The 22,492-nt window shown below is 31.7% G+C and carries 21 protein-coding genes; 18 read left to right on the forward strand and 3 right to left on the reverse strand.

The features are described from left to right. Positions 1–4 precede the first annotated feature (4 nt). The 8 genes from HNV10_RS05700 to HNV10_RS05735 all read left to right on the forward strand — a co-directional run bounded on the left by HNV10_RS05700 (position 5) and on the right by HNV10_RS05735 (position 11,201). Entirely contained in the window at positions 5–1,273 is a 1,269-nt protein-coding gene (locus HNV10_RS05700) for a T9SS type A sorting domain-containing protein (RefSeq protein WP_173300357.1), read from the forward strand. Next, positions 1,266–4,106 carry a gluzincin family metallopeptidase gene (locus tag HNV10_RS05705; protein ID WP_173300358.1) on the forward strand — a complete coding sequence of 947 codons (2,841 nt, stop codon included), beginning with the start codon at positions 1,266–1,268 and terminating at the stop codon, positions 4,104–4,106. Before HNV10_RS05700 ends, HNV10_RS05705 begins: the two co-directional genes overlap by 8 nt. Before the next feature lie 154 nt (positions 4,107–4,260). Further along, the gene (locus HNV10_RS05710) at positions 4,261–6,672 is read left to right on the forward strand and encodes an alpha-ketoacid dehydrogenase subunit alpha/beta (protein ID WP_173300359.1); all 2,412 of its coding nucleotides are present in this window, start codon (positions 4,261–4,263) and stop codon (positions 6,670–6,672) included. Between the two features lie 136 nt (positions 6,673–6,808). Next, the gene (gene ppk2, locus HNV10_RS05715; RefSeq protein ID WP_173300360.1) at positions 6,809–7,663 is read left to right on the forward strand and encodes a polyphosphate kinase 2; all 855 of its coding nucleotides are present in this window, start codon (positions 6,809–6,811) and stop codon (positions 7,661–7,663) included. 17 nt (positions 7,664–7,680) lie between these two features. Further along, entirely contained in the window at positions 7,681–8,490 is an 810-nt protein-coding gene (ppk2, locus tag HNV10_RS05720) for a polyphosphate kinase 2 (protein ID WP_173300361.1), read from the forward strand. Between the two features lie 185 nt (positions 8,491–8,675). Then, positions 8,676–10,106 carry a hypothetical protein gene (locus tag HNV10_RS05725; protein WP_173300362.1) on the forward strand — a complete coding sequence of 477 codons (1,431 nt, stop codon included), beginning with the start codon at positions 8,676–8,678 and terminating at the stop codon, positions 10,104–10,106. Between the two features lie 74 nt (positions 10,107–10,180). After that, the gene (locus tag HNV10_RS05730) at positions 10,181–10,663 is read left to right on the forward strand and encodes a hypothetical protein (protein WP_173300363.1); all 483 of its coding nucleotides are present in this window, start codon (positions 10,181–10,183) and stop codon (positions 10,661–10,663) included. Continuing rightward, a complete protein-coding gene (locus tag HNV10_RS05735; RefSeq protein ID WP_173300364.1) occupies positions 10,650–11,201 on the forward strand; it encodes a hypothetical protein in 552 nt (183 codons plus the stop codon). Before HNV10_RS05730 ends, HNV10_RS05735 begins: the two co-directional genes overlap by 14 nt. 15 nt (positions 11,202–11,216) lie before the next feature. Here the strand turns inward: HNV10_RS05735 and HNV10_RS05740 are convergent, their stop codons facing one another. Further along, positions 11,217–12,377, reverse strand: coding sequence for a THUMP domain-containing class I SAM-dependent RNA methyltransferase (locus HNV10_RS05740; protein WP_173300365.1), 1,161 nt, complete (start codon positions 12,375–12,377; stop codon positions 11,217–11,219). A gap of 55 nt (positions 12,378–12,432) precedes the next feature. On the opposite strand from HNV10_RS05740, the gene HNV10_RS05745 reads away from it, so the two are divergent. The 5 genes from HNV10_RS05745 (at position 12,433) to HNV10_RS05765 (ending at position 16,103) form a co-directional block, all read left to right on the forward strand. Next, positions 12,433–13,164: a class I SAM-dependent methyltransferase gene (locus HNV10_RS05745; protein WP_173300366.1), complete on the forward strand. Its 732-nt coding sequence runs from the start codon at positions 12,433–12,435 to the stop codon at positions 13,162–13,164. 1 nt (position 13,165) lies between these two features. Continuing rightward, positions 13,166–13,840 carry a ZIP family metal transporter gene (locus tag HNV10_RS05750; RefSeq protein ID WP_173300367.1) on the forward strand — a complete coding sequence of 225 codons (675 nt, stop codon included), beginning with the start codon at positions 13,166–13,168 and terminating at the stop codon, positions 13,838–13,840. A 28-nt stretch (positions 13,841–13,868) separates the two neighbouring features. Next, positions 13,869–14,297, forward strand: a complete 429-nt coding sequence (locus tag HNV10_RS05755; RefSeq protein WP_173300368.1) for a DUF4268 domain-containing protein — start codon at positions 13,869–13,871, stop codon at positions 14,295–14,297. A 25-nt stretch (positions 14,298–14,322) separates the two neighbouring features. Beyond that, positions 14,323–14,775, forward strand: a complete 453-nt coding sequence (locus HNV10_RS05760) for a DUF1569 domain-containing protein (protein WP_173300369.1) — start codon at positions 14,323–14,325, stop codon at positions 14,773–14,775. Positions 14,776–14,897: 122 nt separating this feature from the next. Continuing rightward, the gene (locus tag HNV10_RS05765; RefSeq protein WP_173300370.1) at positions 14,898–16,103 is read left to right on the forward strand and encodes an alpha/beta hydrolase-fold protein; all 1,206 of its coding nucleotides are present in this window, start codon (positions 14,898–14,900) and stop codon (positions 16,101–16,103) included. A gap of 4 nt (positions 16,104–16,107) precedes the next feature. On the opposite strand, the gene HNV10_RS05770 is transcribed toward HNV10_RS05765, so the two are convergent. Both HNV10_RS05770 and HNV10_RS05775 read right to left on the reverse strand, forming a co-directional pair. Then, positions 16,108–16,722, reverse strand: coding sequence for a trimeric intracellular cation channel family protein (locus tag HNV10_RS05770; RefSeq protein ID WP_173300371.1), 615 nt, complete (start codon positions 16,720–16,722; stop codon positions 16,108–16,110). A 174-nt stretch (positions 16,723–16,896) separates the two neighbouring features. After that, positions 16,897–17,613 (reverse strand): RDD family protein, encoded by a 717-nt coding sequence (locus HNV10_RS05775; protein WP_173300372.1) that lies wholly within the window; start codon positions 17,611–17,613, stop codon positions 16,897–16,899. A gap of 36 nt (positions 17,614–17,649) precedes the next feature. Between HNV10_RS05775 and HNV10_RS05780 the strand changes: the two genes are divergently transcribed. From HNV10_RS05780 to HNV10_RS05800, 5 genes are read left to right on the forward strand one after another with little or no spacing between them, the layout of a single operon-like run. Next, on the forward strand, positions 17,650–18,660 hold the full coding sequence (locus HNV10_RS05780) for a stage II sporulation protein M (protein ID WP_173300373.1): 1,011 nt from the start codon (positions 17,650–17,652) through the stop codon (positions 18,658–18,660). Between the two features lie 2 nt (positions 18,661–18,662). Continuing rightward, complete coding sequence (locus HNV10_RS05785; protein ID WP_173300374.1) at positions 18,663–19,550, forward strand: hypothetical protein; 888 nt, start codon at positions 18,663–18,665, stop codon at positions 19,548–19,550. Continuing rightward, a complete protein-coding gene (locus HNV10_RS05790) occupies positions 19,551–20,285 on the forward strand; it encodes a DUF4129 domain-containing protein (RefSeq protein WP_173300375.1) in 735 nt (244 codons plus the stop codon). It abuts the gene before it with no gap. Then, positions 20,282–21,505, forward strand: a complete 1,224-nt coding sequence (locus HNV10_RS05795; RefSeq protein ID WP_173300376.1) for a DUF4350 domain-containing protein — start codon at positions 20,282–20,284, stop codon at positions 21,503–21,505. The genes HNV10_RS05790 and HNV10_RS05795 overlap by 4 nt, the downstream gene beginning before the upstream one ends. After that, entirely contained in the window at positions 21,487–22,485 is a 999-nt protein-coding gene (locus tag HNV10_RS05800) for an AAA family ATPase (protein WP_173300377.1), read from the forward strand. The genes HNV10_RS05795 and HNV10_RS05800 overlap by 19 nt, the downstream gene beginning before the upstream one ends. The last annotated feature ends 7 nt before the right edge of the window (positions 22,486–22,492 follow it).

The raw sequence follows: 22,492 nt of genomic DNA on the forward strand, positions 1-22,492 counted from the left end.
TGCTATGAAAAAGAAAATTTTCGGTTTTTTTATCATTATTCTGCTTTCACTTTCTAACGTTTCTGCTCAAGAAACATTTAAAGTGATGTTTTATAATTTATTAAATTACCCATTAGAAGATGCTGTGCCCAACAGAATTAATGATTTGGCATACATCCTCTATGATTATCAACCCGATTTGTTTTTAGTCTGCGAGCTCAATAATATTTCTGGCGCTGTTGATGTATTAACAACAGCACAAGCTGCCATTAGTCCAGATTTTGATATGGCTACTTATGTCTCTAATACCTCAGATGACACTTATGGCGACCAAAATGATTTACAGAATTTACTTCTATTTGATAGCACTAAATTTACTTTAGAAGAAGAAATTATTGTTCCGACGTCTATAAGGGACTTTAACATTTATCGCTTAAAACTAAACACAATAAATCAAGACACCAATCCAATAGAATTATACGTTATTGTTTGTCATTTAAAAGCTTCTAGCGGAACCACAAATGCTCAAAAACGTTATGAAATGGTTCAAGATTTAGAAGCTTATTTAAATACGTTGCCGGTAAATACCAACGTGCTGTTGGGTGGCGATTTAAATTTATACACATCGAGTGAAACAGCATTTCAAACCTTAATAAATACTAGTAATCATATTACTTTTGTTGATCCTGCAAACCGTGTTGGTAGTTGGCACAATAATTCAAATTATATAGACGTCTTTTCCCAATCTACACGTACACAAACAGGTATGGGTGGCACCACAGGTGGTTTTGATGATCGTTTTGACTTTATTCTAACTTCAGAAAACATGCTAGATACAGCAGACGTTACTTATGTGCCAGACACCTATCGAGTATATGGCAATAATGGACTAGTATCTTGTTGGAATAAAGCCATCAATTCTTCCGATTGCGAAACCACAGGTTCACAGTTTTCGTATACCTTAAGAAACCATTTACACAATTTTAGCGATCATTTACCTATTACTTTATCATTAGAAACCACAGAATCTTTTTTAGATGTAAATGAATTTGAAACTACGGCCAGCTTGCGTTTAGACCGTACTCTTATAAACGACATCTTAACGGTTAATTTTCCTCTTCATATGGATAAACAAACTCTAATTATTTATAACAGTTTAGGCCAGAAAGTAAAAACGTTTAAAACCAATTTAGACGCCAAACAATACTTTAATGTATCTAATTTACAAACAGGACTTTATTATTTAAAGCTCAATACTGGTAATTTTAATCCTATTAAATTTATAATTGAATAAAACTGTAATCATATCTGTCTTACTTTTGGTTTTGAGCTTTACTGGTGTTGCTCAAAACGCAATAGATATTTCTGCTCATGTAGATGTAGAGACGAGAACCATTAGTATTACCCAAACCATCATCTATAAAAACGAATCCAATACTACACTAAAAGACATTTATTTAAGCGACTGGAATAATAGTTACTCTACAAAAACCACACCTTTAGCCAAACGATTTGAAGAAGAGTTTAGTACTAAATTTCATTTAGCAAAAAGCGAACAACGCGGTTATACCGTTGTTACCTCTATAAGTGATGAGACTAAAACAGAATTAGAATATACACGATTAAAAGCACATCCAGATGTTATAAAAGTTATCTTAAACAAGCCGCTTCCACCTGGTGCTTCTTACCACATTGACCTCAATTATTGTTTATTAGTACCAGATGCTACTTTTACGGATTACGGTTTTACCAAAGACGAGAATTTTGATTTAAAATATTGGTACATTACACCTGCCGTTTATGATGGCGAATGGCATTACTACAGCAATAAAAACTTAGATGATTTATTTATCCCTAAATCAGACATAAGACTTAAAATTACTTACCCAAGCAACTACAAAGTAACGTCAGAATTAGATTTTAATAATTTAGAACCAGATTTAAAAAACCGCACCCAAACCCTCACGTTATTTGGTAAAGACCGAATAGACACTTATTTAGCTATAGAAAAATTTCCAACTTTTGGTTTTGTACGTACCGATGATTTTACCATTGGTTCCAATATCTACGAAAGAGAAGTATCAGCGCCAGAAAAAGCAATTGTGACTGATAGAATTACACGCTTTTTAGCTCAAAACTTAGGTGAATATCCTCATAAGGTCTTATTGGTTAATCGCATTGATTACCAAAAAAATCCGTTATATGGCTTAAATCAATTACCTGATTTTTTTAGGCCTTTTCCTAATGACTTTCAATACGAATTAAAACTGCTAAAAACCGCTTTAAAAAAGTATCTAGATAACACCTTACTCCTCAACCCTAGAAAAGAACACTGGTTAAGCGAAGGACTTCAAATTTACTTTTTAATTAAATATGTTGAAGAAAATTATCCTGATAAAAAACTACTAGGAACCCTTGCCGATGTATGGGGAATAAGAGCCTTTCATGCTTCGGATTTAGACTTTAACTTTCAGTATTTTCTGTATTCTATGGAAATTGCTAGAAAAAACAGGGATCAACCTATTGCCACTTCAAAAGATTCATTAACAAAATTTAATGCTAACATTGCTGGGAAATATAAGGCAGGCGTCGGACTTAATTACTTAGATCATTTTACAAATGACATTAACTTATCGCAACAGATAACGGAATTTTTAAAAGCCTATCAATTGAAATCTGTTGAGATTAATGATTTTGAAAACTATATCAGTTCAAAAACCGATAAAAATATAGATTGGTTCTTTACAGATTATATTAAAACGCGGAAAAAAATTGATTTTAAGATTTCGTCTATTATAACAACGGAAGATTCTTTAAAGCTAACTATAAAGAACAAGCGAAATAATAGGATGCCGATTTCTCTGTTTAAATTAAAAAACGATTCTGTAATAGATAAATTATGGATTGAAAACATACAAGATAAAAAAACAATATCTTTAGCAAAAGACAGTACCGAGAAATTTGTCTTAGACTATGATAATGTTATCCCAGAATACAACCAACGGGACAATTACAAATCTGTTAACGGTGTTATTTTTAATAATAAACCATTACAAATAAGATTATTTAAAGATGTAGAAGATCCAAATTACAATCAGATATTTTTTATGCCATTGGTAGAATTTAATAATATCTACGATGGATTAACTCTAGGAACTAAGCTGTATAATAAGACGATTTTAAGAAAGCGATTAAATTATCGTTTTTCACCACAATACGCTACAAAATCACGATCACTAACAGGATCAACGTCCATATTTTACACGCATAATTTAGAGAATCAAAACCTGTATGACATCACTTATGGTATCACGGCAGGATATCAATCTTTTGCAGAAGATGCTTTTTTTACTAGAATAAGACCATCCATTTCATTCAGCTTTAGAAACGACAAAGACTTTAGGTCTAATGCCACAGATAATATAACGGCAAGATATGTTAGTATTCATAGAGAACTTGGAGAAGATGCCTCTATCATTGTAAATGAGCCAGATTATGGCGTATTTAATCTGCGTTACACACATTATAATCCAGGCATCATTAATTTCTCAAGATTCAATACGGATTTTCAGCTCGCAGATAAATTTAGTAAACTGTCTGTTAATTATGAATTTAGAAAACTAACAAAAGGCAATAGAAATATCAATTTTAGATTTTATGCTGGGCTCTTCTTAGATAATAAAACGGATCCGAATTCTAGCTATTTTAGTTTTGCCTTAGACCGACCAACGGATTACCTTTTTGATTTAAATTATTTGGGGCGTTCCGAAGCCGCAGGATTATTTAGTCAGCAAATTATAATTGCAGAAGGTGGTTTTAAATCGCAATTAGAGCCAGAATTTGCAAATCAATGGATGACCACTGCTAATTTTAGTACATCTATTTGGAGATATATTCAAGCCTATGGCGATTTAGGTTTAGTAAAAAACAAGTTTAAGAATGCAAAATTTGTTTACGACTCTGGCATTAGATTAAATCTAGTAGAAGATTATTTTGAAATCTACCTGCCAATTTACTCTAACCTTGGTTGGGAAATTGCACAACCAAATTATGATCGCAGTATTCGCTTTATGTTTACAGTAGACCCACAAGTACTTCTCGGTCTATTTAGAAGAAAATGGTATTAACAAATTCTTATTGAATTGTTAAATTACTTAAAGATTTTGAATAATTACTAAATAAAATTGCTTTTTTATGATAATTCCTTATTATTATAACAACTTCTAGTATTGCATAGCATCTTTAAATTTTGTACTTTTGTTAGATATTAGCTAGACCTACATGAAGACCAAACCCGATACTAAAACAGAAATTACATTTGAAGATTTTAAAGCAGAAGTTTTAAATGATTATAAACTTGCTGTAACCAGTAGAGAATGTAGTTTATTAGGTCGTAGAGAAGTTTTAACAGGTAAAGCTAAATTTGGAATATTCGGTGACGGAAAAGAAATTCCGCAAATTGCTTGGGCCAAAGCTTTTGAAAATGGTGATTTTAGATCTGGTTATTATAGAGATCAGACATTTATGATGGCTATTGGTGAATTAACCGTTCATCAATTTTTTGCTGGTCTATATGCCAATACTGATTTAAAAGAAGAACCTATGTCTGCAGGTAGGCAAATGGGTGGCCATTTTGCCACACACAGTTTAGATGCCAATGGTCAATGGAACAATTTAACCGAACAAAAAAACTCTAGTGCAGATATTTCACCAACGGCAGGCCAAATGCCTAGACTTTTAGGTTTGGCACAAGCCTCTAAAATTTACAGAAACGTAGAAGGCATTGACACCACCAATTTCTCAAAATCAGGTAATGAAATTGCTTGGGGAACGATAGGGAATGCTAGTACAAGTGAAGGTCTGTTTTTTGAGACCATAAACGCTGCAGGTGTCTTACAAGTTCCGATGATTATTAGTATTTGGGATGACAATTATGGCATTTCTGTACATGCAAAGCATCAAACAACAAAAGAAAACATTTCTGAAATATTAAAAGGTTTTCAGCGTACTGAAGACCAAAAAGGTTACGAGATATTTAGAGTAAATGGCTGGAATTATCCTGAATTAATGGATACATACCAACGTGCAGCAATGATTTCTAGAAAAGAGCATGTTCCTGTAATGATTCATGTTCAAGAATTAACGCAACCACAAGGTCATTCAACCTCTGGCTCTCATGAGCGCTATAAAGATTTAGAACGATTAACTTGGGAAGCAGAATATGATTGTAACGCACAAATGCGTAAATGGATGGTATCTAATAATATCGCAACAGACGATGAATTATTAGATTTAGAACGCAACATTAAAAGAGAAGTTAGATTAGCTAAAAAAGAAGCATGGTTAACATTTATTTCACCAATACTCGAAGAATCTAAAGCAGCTATAAATTTATTAAACCAATTAGCCACTACTAGTGCAAATGGTGTTTTTATTAGAAAACTAATATCAGATTTAGAAACCATAGAAGAACCTTTAAGAAGAGATATATTGTCTGCAGCACGCAAAGCCTTACGCTATGTAGTATCTGAATCATCTCCAACTAAAGTGGCTCTTCAGAATTGGATAAATCATTATATAGAAACCATACAACCAAAATACAGTTCGCATTTACATAGCGAGTCTAATCAAAATGCGCTTCACCAGAATGAAGTATTACCCACTTATGATGATAACGCAACCGAAGTTGATGGGCGTGTAGTGTTAAGAGAGAATTTTGATGCTATTTTTAAAACACATCCTGAAAGCCTCATTTTTGGAGAAGATGCAGGGTTTATTGGTGATGTTAACCAAGGTTTAGAAGGACTACAAGAAAAATATGGCGAATTAAGAGTTTCTGATACAGGTATTAGGGAAGCCACAATTATAGGTCAAGGCATAGGAATGAGTATGCGTGGTTTAAGACCCATTGCAGAAATTCAATATTTAGATTACATTATGTATGCACTTCAAATAATGAGTGATGACTTGGCAACGGTACAATATAGAACTAAAGGCCGCCAAAAAGCACCATTAATTGTAAGAACACGTGGTCATAGATTAGAAGGTATATGGCACTCTGGTTCTCAAATGGGTGGTATATTAAATCTTGTTAGAGGTATCCATGTTTTAGTGCCAAGAAACATGACCAAAGCTGCTGGTTTTTATAACACCTTATTAGCAAGTGATGAACCTGCTTTAGTTGTAGAATGCCTAAATGGCTATAGATTAAAGGAAAAACTACCAAATAATATTGGTGAGTTTAAAACACCAATTGGCGTTGTAGAAACTATACGAGAAGGTGACGATATTACCTTAGTTTCTTATGGGTCCACTTTGAGATTGGTTGAGCAAGCCGCTAAAGAACTGCAAGAAGTTGGTATTGACGCTGAAATTATTGACGTACAATCTTTATTGCCTTTTGATATAAATCACGATATCGTAAAAAGTATAGCCAAAACTAATAGAGTTATGGTTATTGATGAAGATGTAAAAGGAGGCGCTTCAGCTTACATTTTAGACCAAATAATTAATGAGCAAAACGCCTTTGAATACTTAGATAGTAAGCCAACAACATTAGCTGCAAAACCTCATAGACCAGCTTATGGCACTGATGGCGATTATTTTTCTAAACCATCAGTAGAAGATATTTTTGAAGCCATTTATGATGTTATGCACGAGTTGAATCCTATGGATTTTCCAAAACTGAGATAAGCATACTTTATACCATTATAATTAAAAAGACAGACCTTTACTTTAAAAAAGAAAGGTCTATTTTTTTTACATTAATAATCATTCGTTATTTTAGAAATATTTTTAGCTTTGAGAAACAACCACCAACCCATACTATATGCTAACAACAGACATTATAAATTCATTTAAAAAAAAGGACGATTTGGTAAATTATCTCATAAAAAACAAAGATAATAACCCAACGTTTCAGTCCGCATTAGAAAAATATGCTTACGAGCAAGAATTACTTCCGCTACAAGCAGAGTTAGTAGATTTTCAACATTGGGTACAAAAAGAAAACAAAAAAATAGCAATTATTTTTGAAGGTAGAGATGCTTCAGGAAAAGGAGGAACCATAAAGCGTTTTATAGAACACCTTAACCCAAGAGCAAGACGTGTTGTTGCTTTAAACAAACCTACTGAAATTGAAAAAAAGCAATGGTATTTTAATCGCTATATAAAAGAGCTACCTAATGCTGGCGAAATAGTATTTTTTGATAGAAGTTGGTACAACCGAGCCGTTGTAGAACCCGTAATGGGCTTTTGTACCAAAGAACAATACAACCGTTTTATCATACAAGTACCAGAGTTTGAAAATATGCTATTTGAATCTGATACAAAAATTATTAAATTTTGGTTCTCGGTCTCTAAAGAAGAGCAACAGAGACGATTTGAGAAACGCTTAAAAAACCCCTTGAAAAAGTGGAAATTTAGTCCTGTTGATGAAAAAGGACAAGAACTTTGGGACGACTTTACGGTTTATAAAAACCAAATGTTTTCTAGGACCCACAATTCTTTTAGTCCATGGGTAATAATAAAATCTAATGATAAAAAACGAGCACGTTTAGAAAGCATAAAATACGTTTTAAGCCTTTTTGATTATGACAATAAAGGGAGTAATTACAAAGCCCTATTACCAGACCCTAATATTGTACAACGCTATTTTAGAAACACACTTCAGTTAGACCAATAATACATTCACCTTTAGCCATGACAGAAAAGAATTTATCACTCATCAATACAAAAAAAGGAATAGAAGCTTTATTGCGTCAAAAAAACTTAAATATTAATAAAACTATTAATAACGTTAAATACGAAAAGCGGCTCGAAAAACTTCAAGAAGAAATGCTAATTCTTCAACAATGGGTTGCTAAAAACAATAAAAAAGTTGTTATTCTTTTTGAAGGTCGCGATGCGGCCGGGAAAGGTGGAGCTATTAGACGTATCATTCAACATTTACCACCAAGAGCTATTAGAGTTGTTGCGTTACCAAAACCTAATGAAACGGAAATGGGCCAATGGTATTTTCAACGATATATTAATCGATTACCTAACAATGGTGAAATTGTATTTTTTGATAGAAGTTGGTATAATAGAGCTGTAGTAGAACCTGTTAATGGTTTTTGTTCTAAAAAAGAATATGAAGTCTTTATGAGCCACGTTAATGAGTTTGAAAAAATGATACAAGATTCAGGTATTTATTTACTTAAACTTTATTTTTCAATAACCAAAAGCGAACAAGAACGACGCTTTAAAGACATTGTTAGTACGCCAACAAAAAAATGGAAATATAGTGATGTAGATAAACGTGCTTTATCGCTATGGGACGACTACACTAACTATAAAGAAAAGATGTTTAAAGACACCCAAGTATATGCACCTTGGAAAGTGATTAAAGCCAACAGAAAAACAAATGCTAGAATAACTGCTTTTGAATATGTTCTAAAAAATATTCCCTATGATGCAAAGAATATTGAGACTATCCGTCATAAATCAATACGTTCAATTTTAAACGACTAGAAATAACGTATAAATAATCTATCTTAAGTAAAGTACAAGCCAAACAGCCCTCTTTTCATTTAACACCTACAAAGAACTGTTCTAAATACATTTTTCAGGTCTACGGCATAATTATTGTATTTTTATGCGCTGATTGCCTCTGTACAATTTATAGACGAGCAATGAGAATCAATAAATCAAAATATATGAAAAAAATTATCCTAACCTTACTTATTACTCTTCCGTTATTAAGTTTTGGTCAAAAAATTAAAATTAAAAAAGGCATTGTTACTTTTGACGGCAAAGAAGTTGCCAAATTAGATGATAACACAAGAGATCACTATAAGTTTACAACATTGACAGGTGATAAAGCTTTTGACGTTGTTTTTAAAGGTATGTCGGCTTCAAATCTTGAAGGCTTTCAATGGCTAGAAATGACTTCTGCTACTGGCAAGAAAACAGAAATTCCTTATGAGGTTTTAATGACATCATTTAGTGTTAGCAAATTAATTATTAAGCTACTCAGCGAAAAGTATAAACTTATTACCAGCAACGGCATAGATATGGCAAAGGTAGACGAATTCTTTGCTGTAGAACGCGAAGTACTAAGTGACAAGTATGCCCAAGCTGTTGTTGCTGCAAAAACAGATGAAGCTGAACGCCAAAAAACAGTAGGCAAATACAATCCATTTGTTAAAGATGATGGCACCGTTTTATTTGGTGGCTCACAAGGAACAAATATTGTAGGTCGTGCATCATTTTATAATAACACTTATACTGTAAAAGATTTAGATGGTATTGTTGTAGGAACCGCAAAAGGCTGTTCTACTTGCACAGCTGTTGATGCAACAACCTATACAGATGAGTCTTTTAAATTTGATTATGGTTCTAAAACCATGATGACTGGGCGTTTTTCTAGATCGTTTGCTCAAATATTTGTTGAAGAATTATTAGGAAGAGGCTATACGCTAGGACATGAAGCTAAAGCTTATAAAAAACGATTACATAATGAGCGCGTTAACGTTGCTAAAGAACAAAGTATTAATCTATATGGTGTAGCCGGAAAAGTAACAGATGACGAAGGAAAAATATATAAAGGCACTATATACGCTGTTTTTGAAAAATTAGAACTAGACCAATCTCAACAAGAAAGTGGTATTTATGACACAAATTCTATAGACAATTACGGAAAATTTGTGAGTGTTAAATATAAAAATGAAAAGAATAGAGACCGTATTAAAAAATTCGCAGCCAAGGACAATGTTACGTTTTGTGCAGATGATGAAGGTATAGAAAAGTGCTTTATGGGAATGAAAACAAAGGGCAATGCACTTAAAAAATTGTCTAATGCCTCTAATTTAGGATTTGACAACTCGTATTTCTACGAAATTATATATGAAAAAAATGGACACATGGTATTATCTAAACCTGGTGAAGAAGGTACTTACGTATTAAAATTCACAGATCAGAAAGTCGGGTTTATGATAGATAGCAGAAAGAATGATAAGATATCAGAGAAGCTGGCAAAGTTTGTAGCTAATTGTAAAAACCTATCTGAGGATATTAATAACGGTGAATTTGATTTAAGTAACTTAGATAACCTTAAGCAAATTGTAGATGAATATTGTAAAAAATAATCATTAACACCTAATACGAAATTTTTAAGGAAGGCATTTTTGTCTTCCTTATTTTTTAGCATTAATTTTAAAGCATGAAGATTGAATCTATCGTCACTATAAAAAAAGAATTAAAGCATTTATCTAAAGAAGAACTTTTAGAATTATGCTTACGTTTAGGAAAGTTTAAAAAAGAGAATAAAGCACTACTCACCTATTTGCTATTTGAATCTCATAATGAAGATGGCTACATAGCATCCGTAAAATTGAGCTTAGATGAATTATTTGAAGGCATAAACGCCGACAGTTATTTCTACATGAAGAAAACAATACGCAAAATTCTAAGACAAATTAGAGTTTACAGTAGGTATTCTTTAAAGAAAACAACAGAAGTAGAACTCCTGCTCTACTTTTGCGAACGCTTAAATGAGCTTAAACCATCTATTCACAGAAATACAACTCTCAGCAATCTATACCAACGGCAAATTCTATCTATTAATAAAAAAATTAGTGTGCTGCATGAAGATTTACAATACGACTATAATTTACAATTACAAGAATTAAATGAAAAATCCTAATACTACTATTTTAGAGTCTAAGCTAAAAAGGCACAAAATTTCTTATGTCTCTGAAAATGGAACTATAATCATTGGCAAATCTAAGACTGATTACACCATTGTCTTAGGTCTTATTATTTTCCCATTAATAGCTGCACTATGTATAACTGCATTTCTAATTTGGGATAACTTTGATTTTTTTGGAGCCAACCGAGGAAAAATAATCGTTGGTATTATATTTTTGTTTGGTACTGCATTCTTTAACTTTTCGAGAATTCAATCTAAAAAAGATTCTAATAATAATTTAAAAACGTTATTACCAAAAGTTATAAAAATTAAAAATGAATTTGGAGATTACAATTTTGATTCAAATAACATTAAAGCATTTAGCTACAATGCAAAAGAAATAAACGAGGATTTATACGAAGGCACACTTTATTTAGTAGACACCAATAACCAGGAACATCAAATTCTTGGATTTGATGATGACAACGAAAAATATGTTTTGAATGATTTAAAATGGTTTTCAGAATACTTAACAAAACATACCGAGATGTAATAAAAGCATTTAAAACTAAAGGTTTTTCTTTGCCTTACGACTACCTTCATACATTTCGTACTTCACTAACCTTGCTTCAAGCTTAGCGTTAAATACTTTAATTTTTCTAGAAGGTCTTAATCCTACAAACTTTAAAGCTTCGAGATTAGATGTAATAAGCCAAGCATCAGTATTAGGGTATCCATGTTTTAATGTACTACCAATATTACCATAAAACTCTTCAACATTCAAATTTTCTAAACGCTCGCCATATGGTGGATTAAAAACCATATGAAGTTTTTCGTGTCCAGATTTTTGAGTTTTAAAAAAATCCTCATGCTGAATATGAATAAATTCATCTAAATGTGCATTCTTCACATTTTCTTTTGCCTTAGCAACAGCAGAAGGTGACTTATCGTAACCTAATATTTTATGATGAAAATCGCGAGTCTTCTTTAATAAGGATTCTTCAATTTTCTCAAATAAATCCACATCCCAATCTTCCCATCGCTCAAAAGCAAATTCCTTTCGCATTAAATTTGGTGGAATATTACAGGCAATCATAGCAGCTTCGGCTAACATGGTTCCACTACCACACATAGGATCCATAAAATCGCTTTGTCCATCCCAACCACTCATCATAATTAAACCAGCAGCTAAAACTTCATTAATTGGCGCTATATTAGTTGCAGATTTATAACCTCTTCTGTGTAGAGATTCGCCAGACGTATCTAAAGAAATTGTACAACGTTGACGATCTATATGGACGTTTATTTTTAAATCTGGGAAACGTAAATCTACATCAGGACGCACACCTTCTAAATCTCTAAAACGATCTACTATAGCATCCTTTGTTTTTAATGCTGTATATAGCGAATGGGTAAACACACTATTATGTACAGTAGCATCTACAGCCAAAGAGCCAGTTGCCTTCATGTAGTTTTCCCATTTCATATTCTTTACGTTTTTGTAAAGATCTTCTTCTTTTGTTACTCTAAAGGAATGTATAGGTTTTAGTATTTTTATTGCAGTTCTAATTCCAAGATTAGCTTTATACATAAAACCCTTATCACCAACAAAACTAACATTACGCACACCTTTTTCTACTTGCATAGCACCAAGTTGTGTTAGTTCTTTTGCTAAAATATCTTCAAAGCCAAATAATGTTTTGGCTAACATCTTGTAATTATTGTCCATAAGTTCGCTAAAATAGATTGCAAAAATACAGTATTTTTGCAGTACATTTTACATTATGAGTAAATCAACGAAACAATGGTATGCATCTTGGTTTGACACACCATATTACCACATTTTATATAAAGACAGAGATTATACAGAAGCCCAAGGTTTTATGGATAATCTCACTAATTATCTCAATCTACCAGAAGGTGGTAAAATTTTAGATTTAGCTTGCGGTAAAGGACGGCATTCTGTTTACCTAAATTCCTTAGGCTATAACACTACAGGCGTTGATTTATCTGAACAAAGTATTGCATATGCTAAACAATTTGAAAACGAAACACTAAAGTTTAAGGTGCATGATATGAGTAAAATCTATCCAGACACCTTTGATGCTGTTTTTAATCTCTTTACAAGTTTTGGTTATTTTGAAGACGATAATTGTAATCTTAAAACTATTGAAGCTATAAAAGCAGAACTCAACGATTTTGGCTTTGGTGTTATAGATTTTATGAACACTAATTACGTGATTGAAAATTTAGTTGCAGAAGATGTTAAAACGGTAGATGACATTGATTTTCATCAAAAGCGTTACGTAAAAGACGGTTATATAATAAAAGATATTAATTTTGAAGTTGAAGGTGAGCATTTTGAATTTCAAGAACGTGTAAAAGCTTTTACTTTACAGGATTTTGAAGACCTATTTGAAAAAGCAGGTGTTCATTTATTAGATGTTTTTGGTGATTTTAAATTAAAAAAATACCATGCAACGACCTCTGAACGCTTAATTATGATTTTTAAGTAAAATGAAAAGTTATTTATTACCATTACTTGCCGTTATAATTGGTATCATCATTGCTTTTTTAATTAAAAAGCAAAACTCTATTTATACAAAACTACTCTTATCATTTAGTGGCGCGTTTTTATTAGCCCTCACCCTTTTTGATTTATTGCCAGAAGTGTATCATCATTTAGATGCCAAACAAACAGGCCTATATATAATGTGTGGTATTTTACTTCAGGTTATTTTAGAATTTTTCTCTAAAGGCGCAGAACATGGCCATGTACATATCCATAAGGATGATAACCAATTTCCATGGTCGCTATTTATTAGCTTGTGCATTCATAGCTTTTTAGAAGGTTTTCCAATACACCAACACAACGATATGGTATATGGTGTTTTAATTCATAAAATTCCAATTGCAATACTAATTACGGCATTTTTATTAAAATCTAGTTATAGTAAACTTCAAATTATTATATTCTTAATTGTATTTGCTGCTATGACACCTTTAGGCACATTAATATCTAATCATTCAACTGTTATGGTAAATTATGTTGATGTCATTAATGCTATTGTTATCGGTATATTTTTTCATATCTCTACAACTATTTTGTTTGAAAGTAGTGAAGGTCATAAATTTAATTTGTCTAAATTAGTTGCAATTGTATTAGGTATAGCTATTGCTTACATTATATAAATTAAGCTTAATTATTAAATTTAAAACATTGTTTAGCAAAGAAGAATCTCGCTTATTAAGACAAGAATTTTGGACTAGCTTTGGGAAATCATTTCCAAGAAAATGGCTCTTATATGATACTAAAATAAAAGGCGTTTCTTTTAAATTTCACTTTGACACAAAATCTGCTTTAATTGCCTTAGATTTAGAAGACGATTTAGACAACCGAATTAATTGCTGGGAAAAATTAGTAGCTTTAAAAGGTATTTTAAAAAGTGACTATTTACCAGAAGTTATATACGAGGAAGAATATTTTTTAGATAATGGTAAAGAAATATCACGGATTTACTTACCACTAGACCAAAAAGTATCTATCCATAACAAAAATTCTTGGCGAGATGTTATGGAATTCTTTAACGAAAACATGAGTTTATTTGAAGCTTTTTTTGAAGAATACAGAGATATGATTAAAGGATAATTAACCAACCAAAAACCAACCAAATATGAAAAACATTTTTGACAAAGTTGTTACAGATGAGGTTATTGAACGTATTAACCAACTTAACCCAAGCACTAAACCAAATTGGGGAAAAATGTCTGTTGACCAAATGTTAGCACATTGCAACGTTACCTATGAAATGGATTTTGAAAACAAACACCCAAAGCCTAAAGGCTTAATGAAGTGGATGCTTAAGACATTCGTAAAAAAAGTAGTTGTAAGTGAAAAACCATACAAGCACAATAGTCGTACTGCACCAGTATTTTTAATTACTAATGAAAAAGATTTTAAAGCAGAAAAAGAACGACTAATTACGTATATCAATAAAACACAAGCGTTAGGTGCCGACTATTATGACCAAAGAGAGAGCCATTCTTTTGGAAAATTAAATAAAACGGAATGGAACAACATGTTTTACAAACATTTAGACCATCACTTAACCCAATTTGGAGTATAAGCGAAGAAAAATAGAATATTGAAAGAATGCGTTTATGAATCATTTCTAATTAAAAATCTCGAAGACAATTAAACACAAGCGAGAATAACATATTTTATTAACCACCTTTTATTAGTTATTAAATGAAAAATTTAATTTTCATCCTCTTTTTATGTTTTTCTATTTCTAATATACATGGCCAAACGAAAAATGATATTGTCATTGGAAAAATCGAAACAATAGAATCTAAAGTTTTAAATGAGCAAAGAAGAATATTAGTTTATGTCCCAGAAAACGCTACACATCCTAATTACAAACAGAAATCTTATCCTGTTGTATATCTCTTAGATGGCGATGCTCATTTTTATTCTGTAGTTGGCTTAATAAAACAACTAAGTTCTGTAAATGGAAATACCCTTTGCCCTAAAATGATTGTTGTTGGTATTTCAAACACTAATAGAACTAGAGACCTAACACCAACAAAAGGAGAACGTGCTAATTCTGGAGGAGGCGAAAACTTTATGTCTTTTATAAAAAATGAATTAATACCTCATATAGACTCAAACTATCCAACCTTAAATTTCCGAACTTTTATTGGGCACTCATTAGGCGGTTTAACCGTTATGAATACTTTATTAAATCAACCTGATTTATTTAATGCTTATGTTGCCATTGATCCTTCCATGTGGTACAACAATAAAAACCTACTAAGCAAGATTAAAACATCAACATTTAATGAAACATACAAGAACAAAACGCTCTTTTTAGGCATTGCAAATACAATGCACAAAGACATGGATACCATACGTATAAAAAAGGACACTACAGCTTCTACAAGGCATATACGTGCAATTTTAGAACTCAATATGTTTTTAAAGGATAGCCAAGAAAAGCACCTGTCTTTTAAGAGTAAATATTATGAAGACGATGACCATGGTTCTGTTCCACTCATTGCAGAGTACGATGCCTTACGATATATTTTTAAATTCCATAGATTTAAACTGCATAGAGACGATTATTTAAATCCAGAGGTTAATCTCGTCGCTAAAGTTGAAGCTTATTATAAAAAATTATCTCAAGGATTTGGTATAGAAATTAAACCAGATGAAGAATATGTGAATAATTTAGGATATCAATTATTGAATAATAATGCTTTTAAAAAATCAGAACAAATCTTTAAATTAAATATAAAAAACTATCCAGAGAGTTTTAATGTTTACGATTCAATAGGAGATTTGTATATGGCTATTGGCGATAAAGAAAAAGCTATTGAGAATTTTAAAAAGTCAGTATTTATTAATGAAAAATCTTATTCAAAGGCAAAGTTATTAGAATTAGAAAAGGACTAACACTCTACCCTTCTTCTTTCCTATATAAACTTGGTAAGCTAATTTTAAACCTAACTGCAACTAATCGCACAATAATTACAACCAAACCAGCAACAACAAAGAGATAATTTTCATCATCCAAAAATTTTCGTAATAAAAAATAAGTCAATCCACCCAAAATACAGGCAGTTGCATAAATTTCTTTTCTAAAAATCACTGGTATTTCATTGCACAAAATATCTCTTAAAACACCTCCAAAACAAGCCGTCATTGTACCTAATGCTATGCAAATTATGGGATGTAATCCCGCAATAACACCTGTCTCTACACCAACTACTGTATAAAGTGCAATACCTATGGTATCAAATAAAAAGAGTGATTTTCTTAAATAATTAATTCGCTTTCTAAAAATTACAGCAAAGACTACAGATCCAAAAATAACATAAACAAATGTCATGTTTTTCATCCAAGAAACTGGTTCAACTCCAATCATAACATCCCTTAAAGTACCACCTCCAACTGCAGTTACAAACGCAATAATGAGTACACCAAATGGATCCATACGTTTGTTCATAGCGACCAATACACCAGAAATGGCAAAAGAAACGGTTCCTAAAATATCTACAATTTGAAAAAACATGGGTTTTCTGCTAGTTTAAAACTGAAACACTATGGGTTACTTTAGTGTTTACTTCATTCATTATAATTATAAGACTCCTGCTTTAAAAGGAATATTGATTTTTAAAGCTACATAAGCTACAAATAATAGAAATCATTCTTACACTTTTTCTAAAAATAAAAAGCGGCTTTCTGCTTACATACTCTGCGTGTAATAATTATAATCTTTTATCACTTTAGCTACAAAATCTATTGGTTTCTCTGTTGTTTCTATAGCCATAACTTTTAAAAGACGTGCATGTAAATTTACAATGATATTATGATTTCCGTTTCTAACAGCATCGTCATATAAATTTTTAATGGTTTGCATGTCACTATCATTTAATAGAGTCACCTGACTGTAAGTTGGCACATAATCTTGTGGAATATCTTTAATAAGTGTATGCTCTATAGTTAAGGGTTGTTTCTCGCTAATTACAGTTGTACCTGCTGCTATGTCTCCAATACGTTGCCCATTACCTTTTAATAAAATAGTTATAGCTGCAGCTCCACCAGAGGTTAATGCTACATCAACTATACGAAGTATCCAACGCACAAAATAATTAGCAAAACTAGGCTTAGAGCCATCTAATTTCACAACTCTAGTTTTCATTACCATTTTGCCCAAGGTTTGGCCATTTAAAAATGTTTCGAGCAATACATAGTATAAAAATGCAGGCAATGACACCAATAAATAAATTGCCCATGTATCTCCCATATCTAAATCCAAACTCACTAAAAGGGCAATAGTAGCAATTGCATACAATAGAATTACAGCACTATCAATGAGGTAACCAAGCATTCTATCACCAATACTAGCAACATTTTGGTTTATCCCTACATTTTGGGCAGTTTCTATTTGAAATTTATCCATATTTTCTTTTCTTTGGAAGTCTAAAAAAGGATTAAAATGCGCGAGGCAGCTTTTGTAAAGCAAAATAAAGACAAATGGTTAGAATTTGAAAATATTCTTACAAATAAAACGCAGATTGATCCCGATTTACTTTCCGACTTATATATTGAAGTTACAGATCATTTAAGCTACGCAAAAACCTTTTACGCTAATAGTAATACAGAGCGTTATCTTAATCAATTAGCTTCAAAAGCACATAACACTATTTACAAAACTAAAAAGGAACCTAAGAACAGACTTATTTCTTTTTTTAAAACTGAATTTCCGACTATGTTTTATCAACATCATCGCGAACTTCTTATTACTTTTTTAGTTTTTGCTTTATTCGTATTTGTAGGAGCCTACTCTACAGCTAGCGAAGATGATTTTGTGCGTTCCTTTGGTCTTAGTGATGCCTATGTTAATGCTACACTAAATAATATTGAAAAAGGAGACCCAATGGCCGTTTATAAACAACAAGGCGAATTTCATATGTTTTTAGGTATAACACTAAATAATATTAAAGTGGCACTTTTTGCTTTTGGATATGGAATTTTATTAGGTGTTGGCTCATTATATTTTATGATGCAAAATGGTATTATGCTAGGTAGTTTTCAGTATTTCTTTTTCCAACAAGGATTACTTTGGGAATCTGCCAGAACAATTTGGATACATGGTACTATAGAAATTTCAGTAATTATTATAGCCGGTTGTGCAGGCCTTGTTATGGGAAATGGCATGTTATTTACCGGAACATTGCCTAGACTAGAAGCCTTTAAACGAGGTGTAATAAACGGTTTAAAAATTTTAATGAGTACCATTCCGTTTTTTATAATCGCAGGCTTTTTAGAAGGTTTTGTAACTAGACATACTGAAATGCCAGATTGGCTCGCCATCTTAATCATCACTGGCTCATTGGCCTTAATTATATTTTATTATGTAATATATCCTATACAATTGCACAGAAAATCAAAACTACAATTAGAACAAAAAAATAGTGTAGAACTTCATCTTACCCAAACCAATTAATTATGAATAAACCTTTTATAGAATTTAGAAAACAGCGCGATTTCAGCAGCATATTAAGTGACACTTTTGGCTTTATTAGAAACGAGTTTAAGCCATTTATGAATACTATTTTTAACATAGCAGGACCAGCTATTATTATTTTTATGCTCTCACTTGCTGCGTACAATTATGTGTCGGGAGATATTTTTAATTTTTCAACATTTGGAGAACCTAGTTTTAATTCTGGGAATATAGTTGTCACTATAATTGTTGCACTGCTATATTTTTTGTCTGCAATAGCAGCTTATATCCTTACAGTTGCCACTGTACTGTTTTACATTAAATCTTATGTAGACAACAAAGGAATAACTGACCAAAAAGAAATAAAAGACAACGTATATAAATCATTTTGGTCATTTTTTGGATTAAGCTTCTTAAAGGGTATTACCATTATTATAGCCACTATGTTGTGCGTTTTACCAGTTTTATATGTAATGGTTCCTATGGCCATTGTATTTAGTATTTATGTTTTTGAACCGCGACGTTCATCTTCAGATGCCTATAGTCAAAGTTTTAGTTTAGTAAATATCGATTTTTGGACCGCTTTTGGCGCCTTTATTGTTTTAGGTATTATTTACTATGTTCTTGGTATGGTGTTCTCTATTCCATCAGTAATATACGCTATTATTGGTACAGGTATTTTTTCAGGAGAAGTAGATCCTGGTGACATGAGTAGCTTTGCACAAGATCCTATTGTCATTTTCCTTAATGTGCTTAATACATTCTTTCAGTTTTTATTAAATATTATTTTAATGGTTGGTGGAGCTGTTATTTATTTTCATTTACACGAAAAAACAAACTTTACAGGCACATACGATCGTATTAACGAAATAGGTAAAATAGAAGAATAAATGCTAATGTTGAGATGGGTTCTTCTTTGTTTTTGTATTGCGCAATTTTCTACGGCGCAACAAAACGAGCAAACTGTAAAATTTGATGATTCTAAAGTTGAAAAACAAGTTATTTCTGAAGACGATTTAGAGACTTATAAGGCTGATGATGATTTTAATTATGCAGAAGTTGAAGCCGAAGAAAACATCTTAACTAAAATTAAACGATGGCTAAATAACATCCTTACAAAATTTTGGGAATCAATTTTTGGCATTGGCACTGCTAAAGGCTTTCTGTATTTTATGTTTTACATATTACCTTATATACTGCTAGCCCTTTTGGTATTTATATTGATTCGGTTTTTCTTAAAGGTGAATTCTAAAAACCTTATCACCAAAGCCAAACAAGAAGGAAGCATTTCATTTACGGAAGAAGAACAAATTATTAAAAACGAAGATATTCCGGCTTTAATAAAAGATGCTATAAATAAGAAGAATTTTAGATTAGCTATTCGTTATTACTACTTGTTGTCTCTAAAGCAGCTCACTGAGAGCGATAGTATTTCTTGGCAACCACAAAAAACTAATGAAGATTACATTAATGAAATTAAGAAAGATCATCTAAGAGTCGATTTTAAAAATATTACAAGAATATATGATTATGTGTGGTATGGAGAATTTAATGTAGATGCCATAAAATTTGAAGCTTTAAAACTCCCTTTCGAAAATTTAAATAAAACAATTACTAAACGTTGAGTAAAAGAGGTAAATTATATATTGTTCTTGCTGCAGTTGCTATTATATCTATAGTCGCTTTAGAAATGAATAAACCCAAGCAAATCAACTGGTTTCCTTCTTATGCCATACATCATAAAATTCCATTTGGTTCTTATGTTTTTAATGAACAATTAAAACGTGTTGCTAAGGATATTACCGTTGTAGACCGTCCACCTTATGAATATTTACAGAATAATGATATCAACGGTACATACCTCTTTTACAATGGCGGCATAGAATTTGGAAAAGACGAACTTAACAGATTATTAGATTGGGTAAGCAAAGGCAATACACTTATGGTTTCTGCTGTAGGTTTTGAACCAAAATTATTAGACACCTTAAATTTAAAGACTAAGTCTGTAAACATCATAGGCAACTTTAATAACGAATATCAAGTAAACCTAGTAAACCCGTTATTAGGTGATAAAAAATCCTATAAATACGACAGGCCTACTACTTTTTATCATTTTAATAAAATTGACACACTAAACACGTCAGTTATAGGATTAATAGATAAATACAGAGGTAAAAATAAGCCCATAAAAGATTCATTAGTCTGCAGCATAAAACAACCTTTTGGTGATGGAGAAATTATACTTAATACATTTCCCCAAGCTTTTAGTAATTACTTTATTCTACAATCGCCAAATCAGAATTATACGGCCGGACTTTTATCTTATATAGATACCAACAAACCCATTTATGTAGATACCTATTATAAAACCGGAAAGACTTTTTACACCTCACCAATGTATTTGTTTTTAAACACCAAATCCCTAAAATGGGCTTATTATTTGGTGTTAATCGGTGCCTTAATTTATATTATTTTCGAAGGCAAACGGAAACAACGTGCTATACAAATTGTAAAACCTTTGAAAAATCGAACGGTGGATTTTACAAGAACAATAGCTAATATGTATTATGAAAGCGGAAAACATAAGGATATTGCACATCATAAAATCAATCACTTTTTAGAGTATATTAGAAGTACGCTTCATCTTTCAACATCAGACATAAATAATAGTTTTATAAAAAACCTAGCAGCAAGAAGTAATAATTCGGTTGAAGACACAGAAACCTTATTTAAACTTATTACTAGTATAAGTAAAAAAACAGCAATAAATAACATAGAATTAGAAAGACTAAACACCTTAATAGAACAATTTAAATCCCATAATCAATGGAAGAAAACGACATAGTAAACGACGACTTAAATTTTGATAATAGAATTCAACTAGAAGGTTTAAAAAATGCCGTTGAAAGCATTAAAGCTGAATTACGAAAAGTCATCATAGGACAAGATAATTTTGTAGAATTACTTATCGTAGCTCTTTTAGCAGATGGCCATGTTTTAATTGAAGGTGTGCCTGGTATTGCAAAAACAGTAACGGCTAAATTGTTTGCCAAAGTCTTAAAAACAGATTTTAGCAGAATTCAATTTACGCCAGATTTAATGCCTAGTGATGTTTTGGGCACATCGGTTTTAAACATGAAAACCTCAGAATTTGAATTTAAAAAAGGGCCTATTTTTTCTAATATCGTTTTAATTGACGAAATCAACAGAGCACCAGCCAAAACACAAGCGGCTTTATTTGAAACTATGGAAGAGCGTCAAGCCACTATTGATGGTACAACCTATAAGTTTAATAATCCTTTTATGGTTTTAGCAACACAAAACCCAATAGAACAAGAAGGAACATACGCCTTACCAGAAGCCCAATTAGACCGATTTATTTTTAAAATTAAAGTTGACTATCCTACTTTAGAAGATGAAATAAAAATTATTGCATCCCATCACGAGCGTAAGGGTGAAAAACCTCAAACATTAATTAATGCCATTTTAGACACGGCATCTTTAGAAGAATATAAAACTAAAACACAAGCAATTTTAGTTGAAGAAAAAATCATTAAATATATCGCAGAGATGGTTTCAAAAACCAGAAATCATCCACACTTATATCTTGGTGGTTCACCAAGAGCATCAATTGCAATTTTAAATACCGCTAAAGCTTTTGCTGCAATTAATGGACGAGATTTTGTAATACCAGAAGACGTAAAGAAATCGTTAAATCCGGTACTTAATCATCGAATTATTTTAACACCAGAACGCGAAATGGAAGGTATGACTACAGAAAATGTTATTGAAATGATTGTACAATCGGTAGAAGTGCCGAGATAGTTTTCAG

It is taken from the genome of Winogradskyella litoriviva (assembly GCF_013249065.1).
Taxonomy (GTDB): Bacteria; Bacteroidota; Bacteroidia; order Flavobacteriales; family Flavobacteriaceae; genus Winogradskyella; species Winogradskyella litoriviva.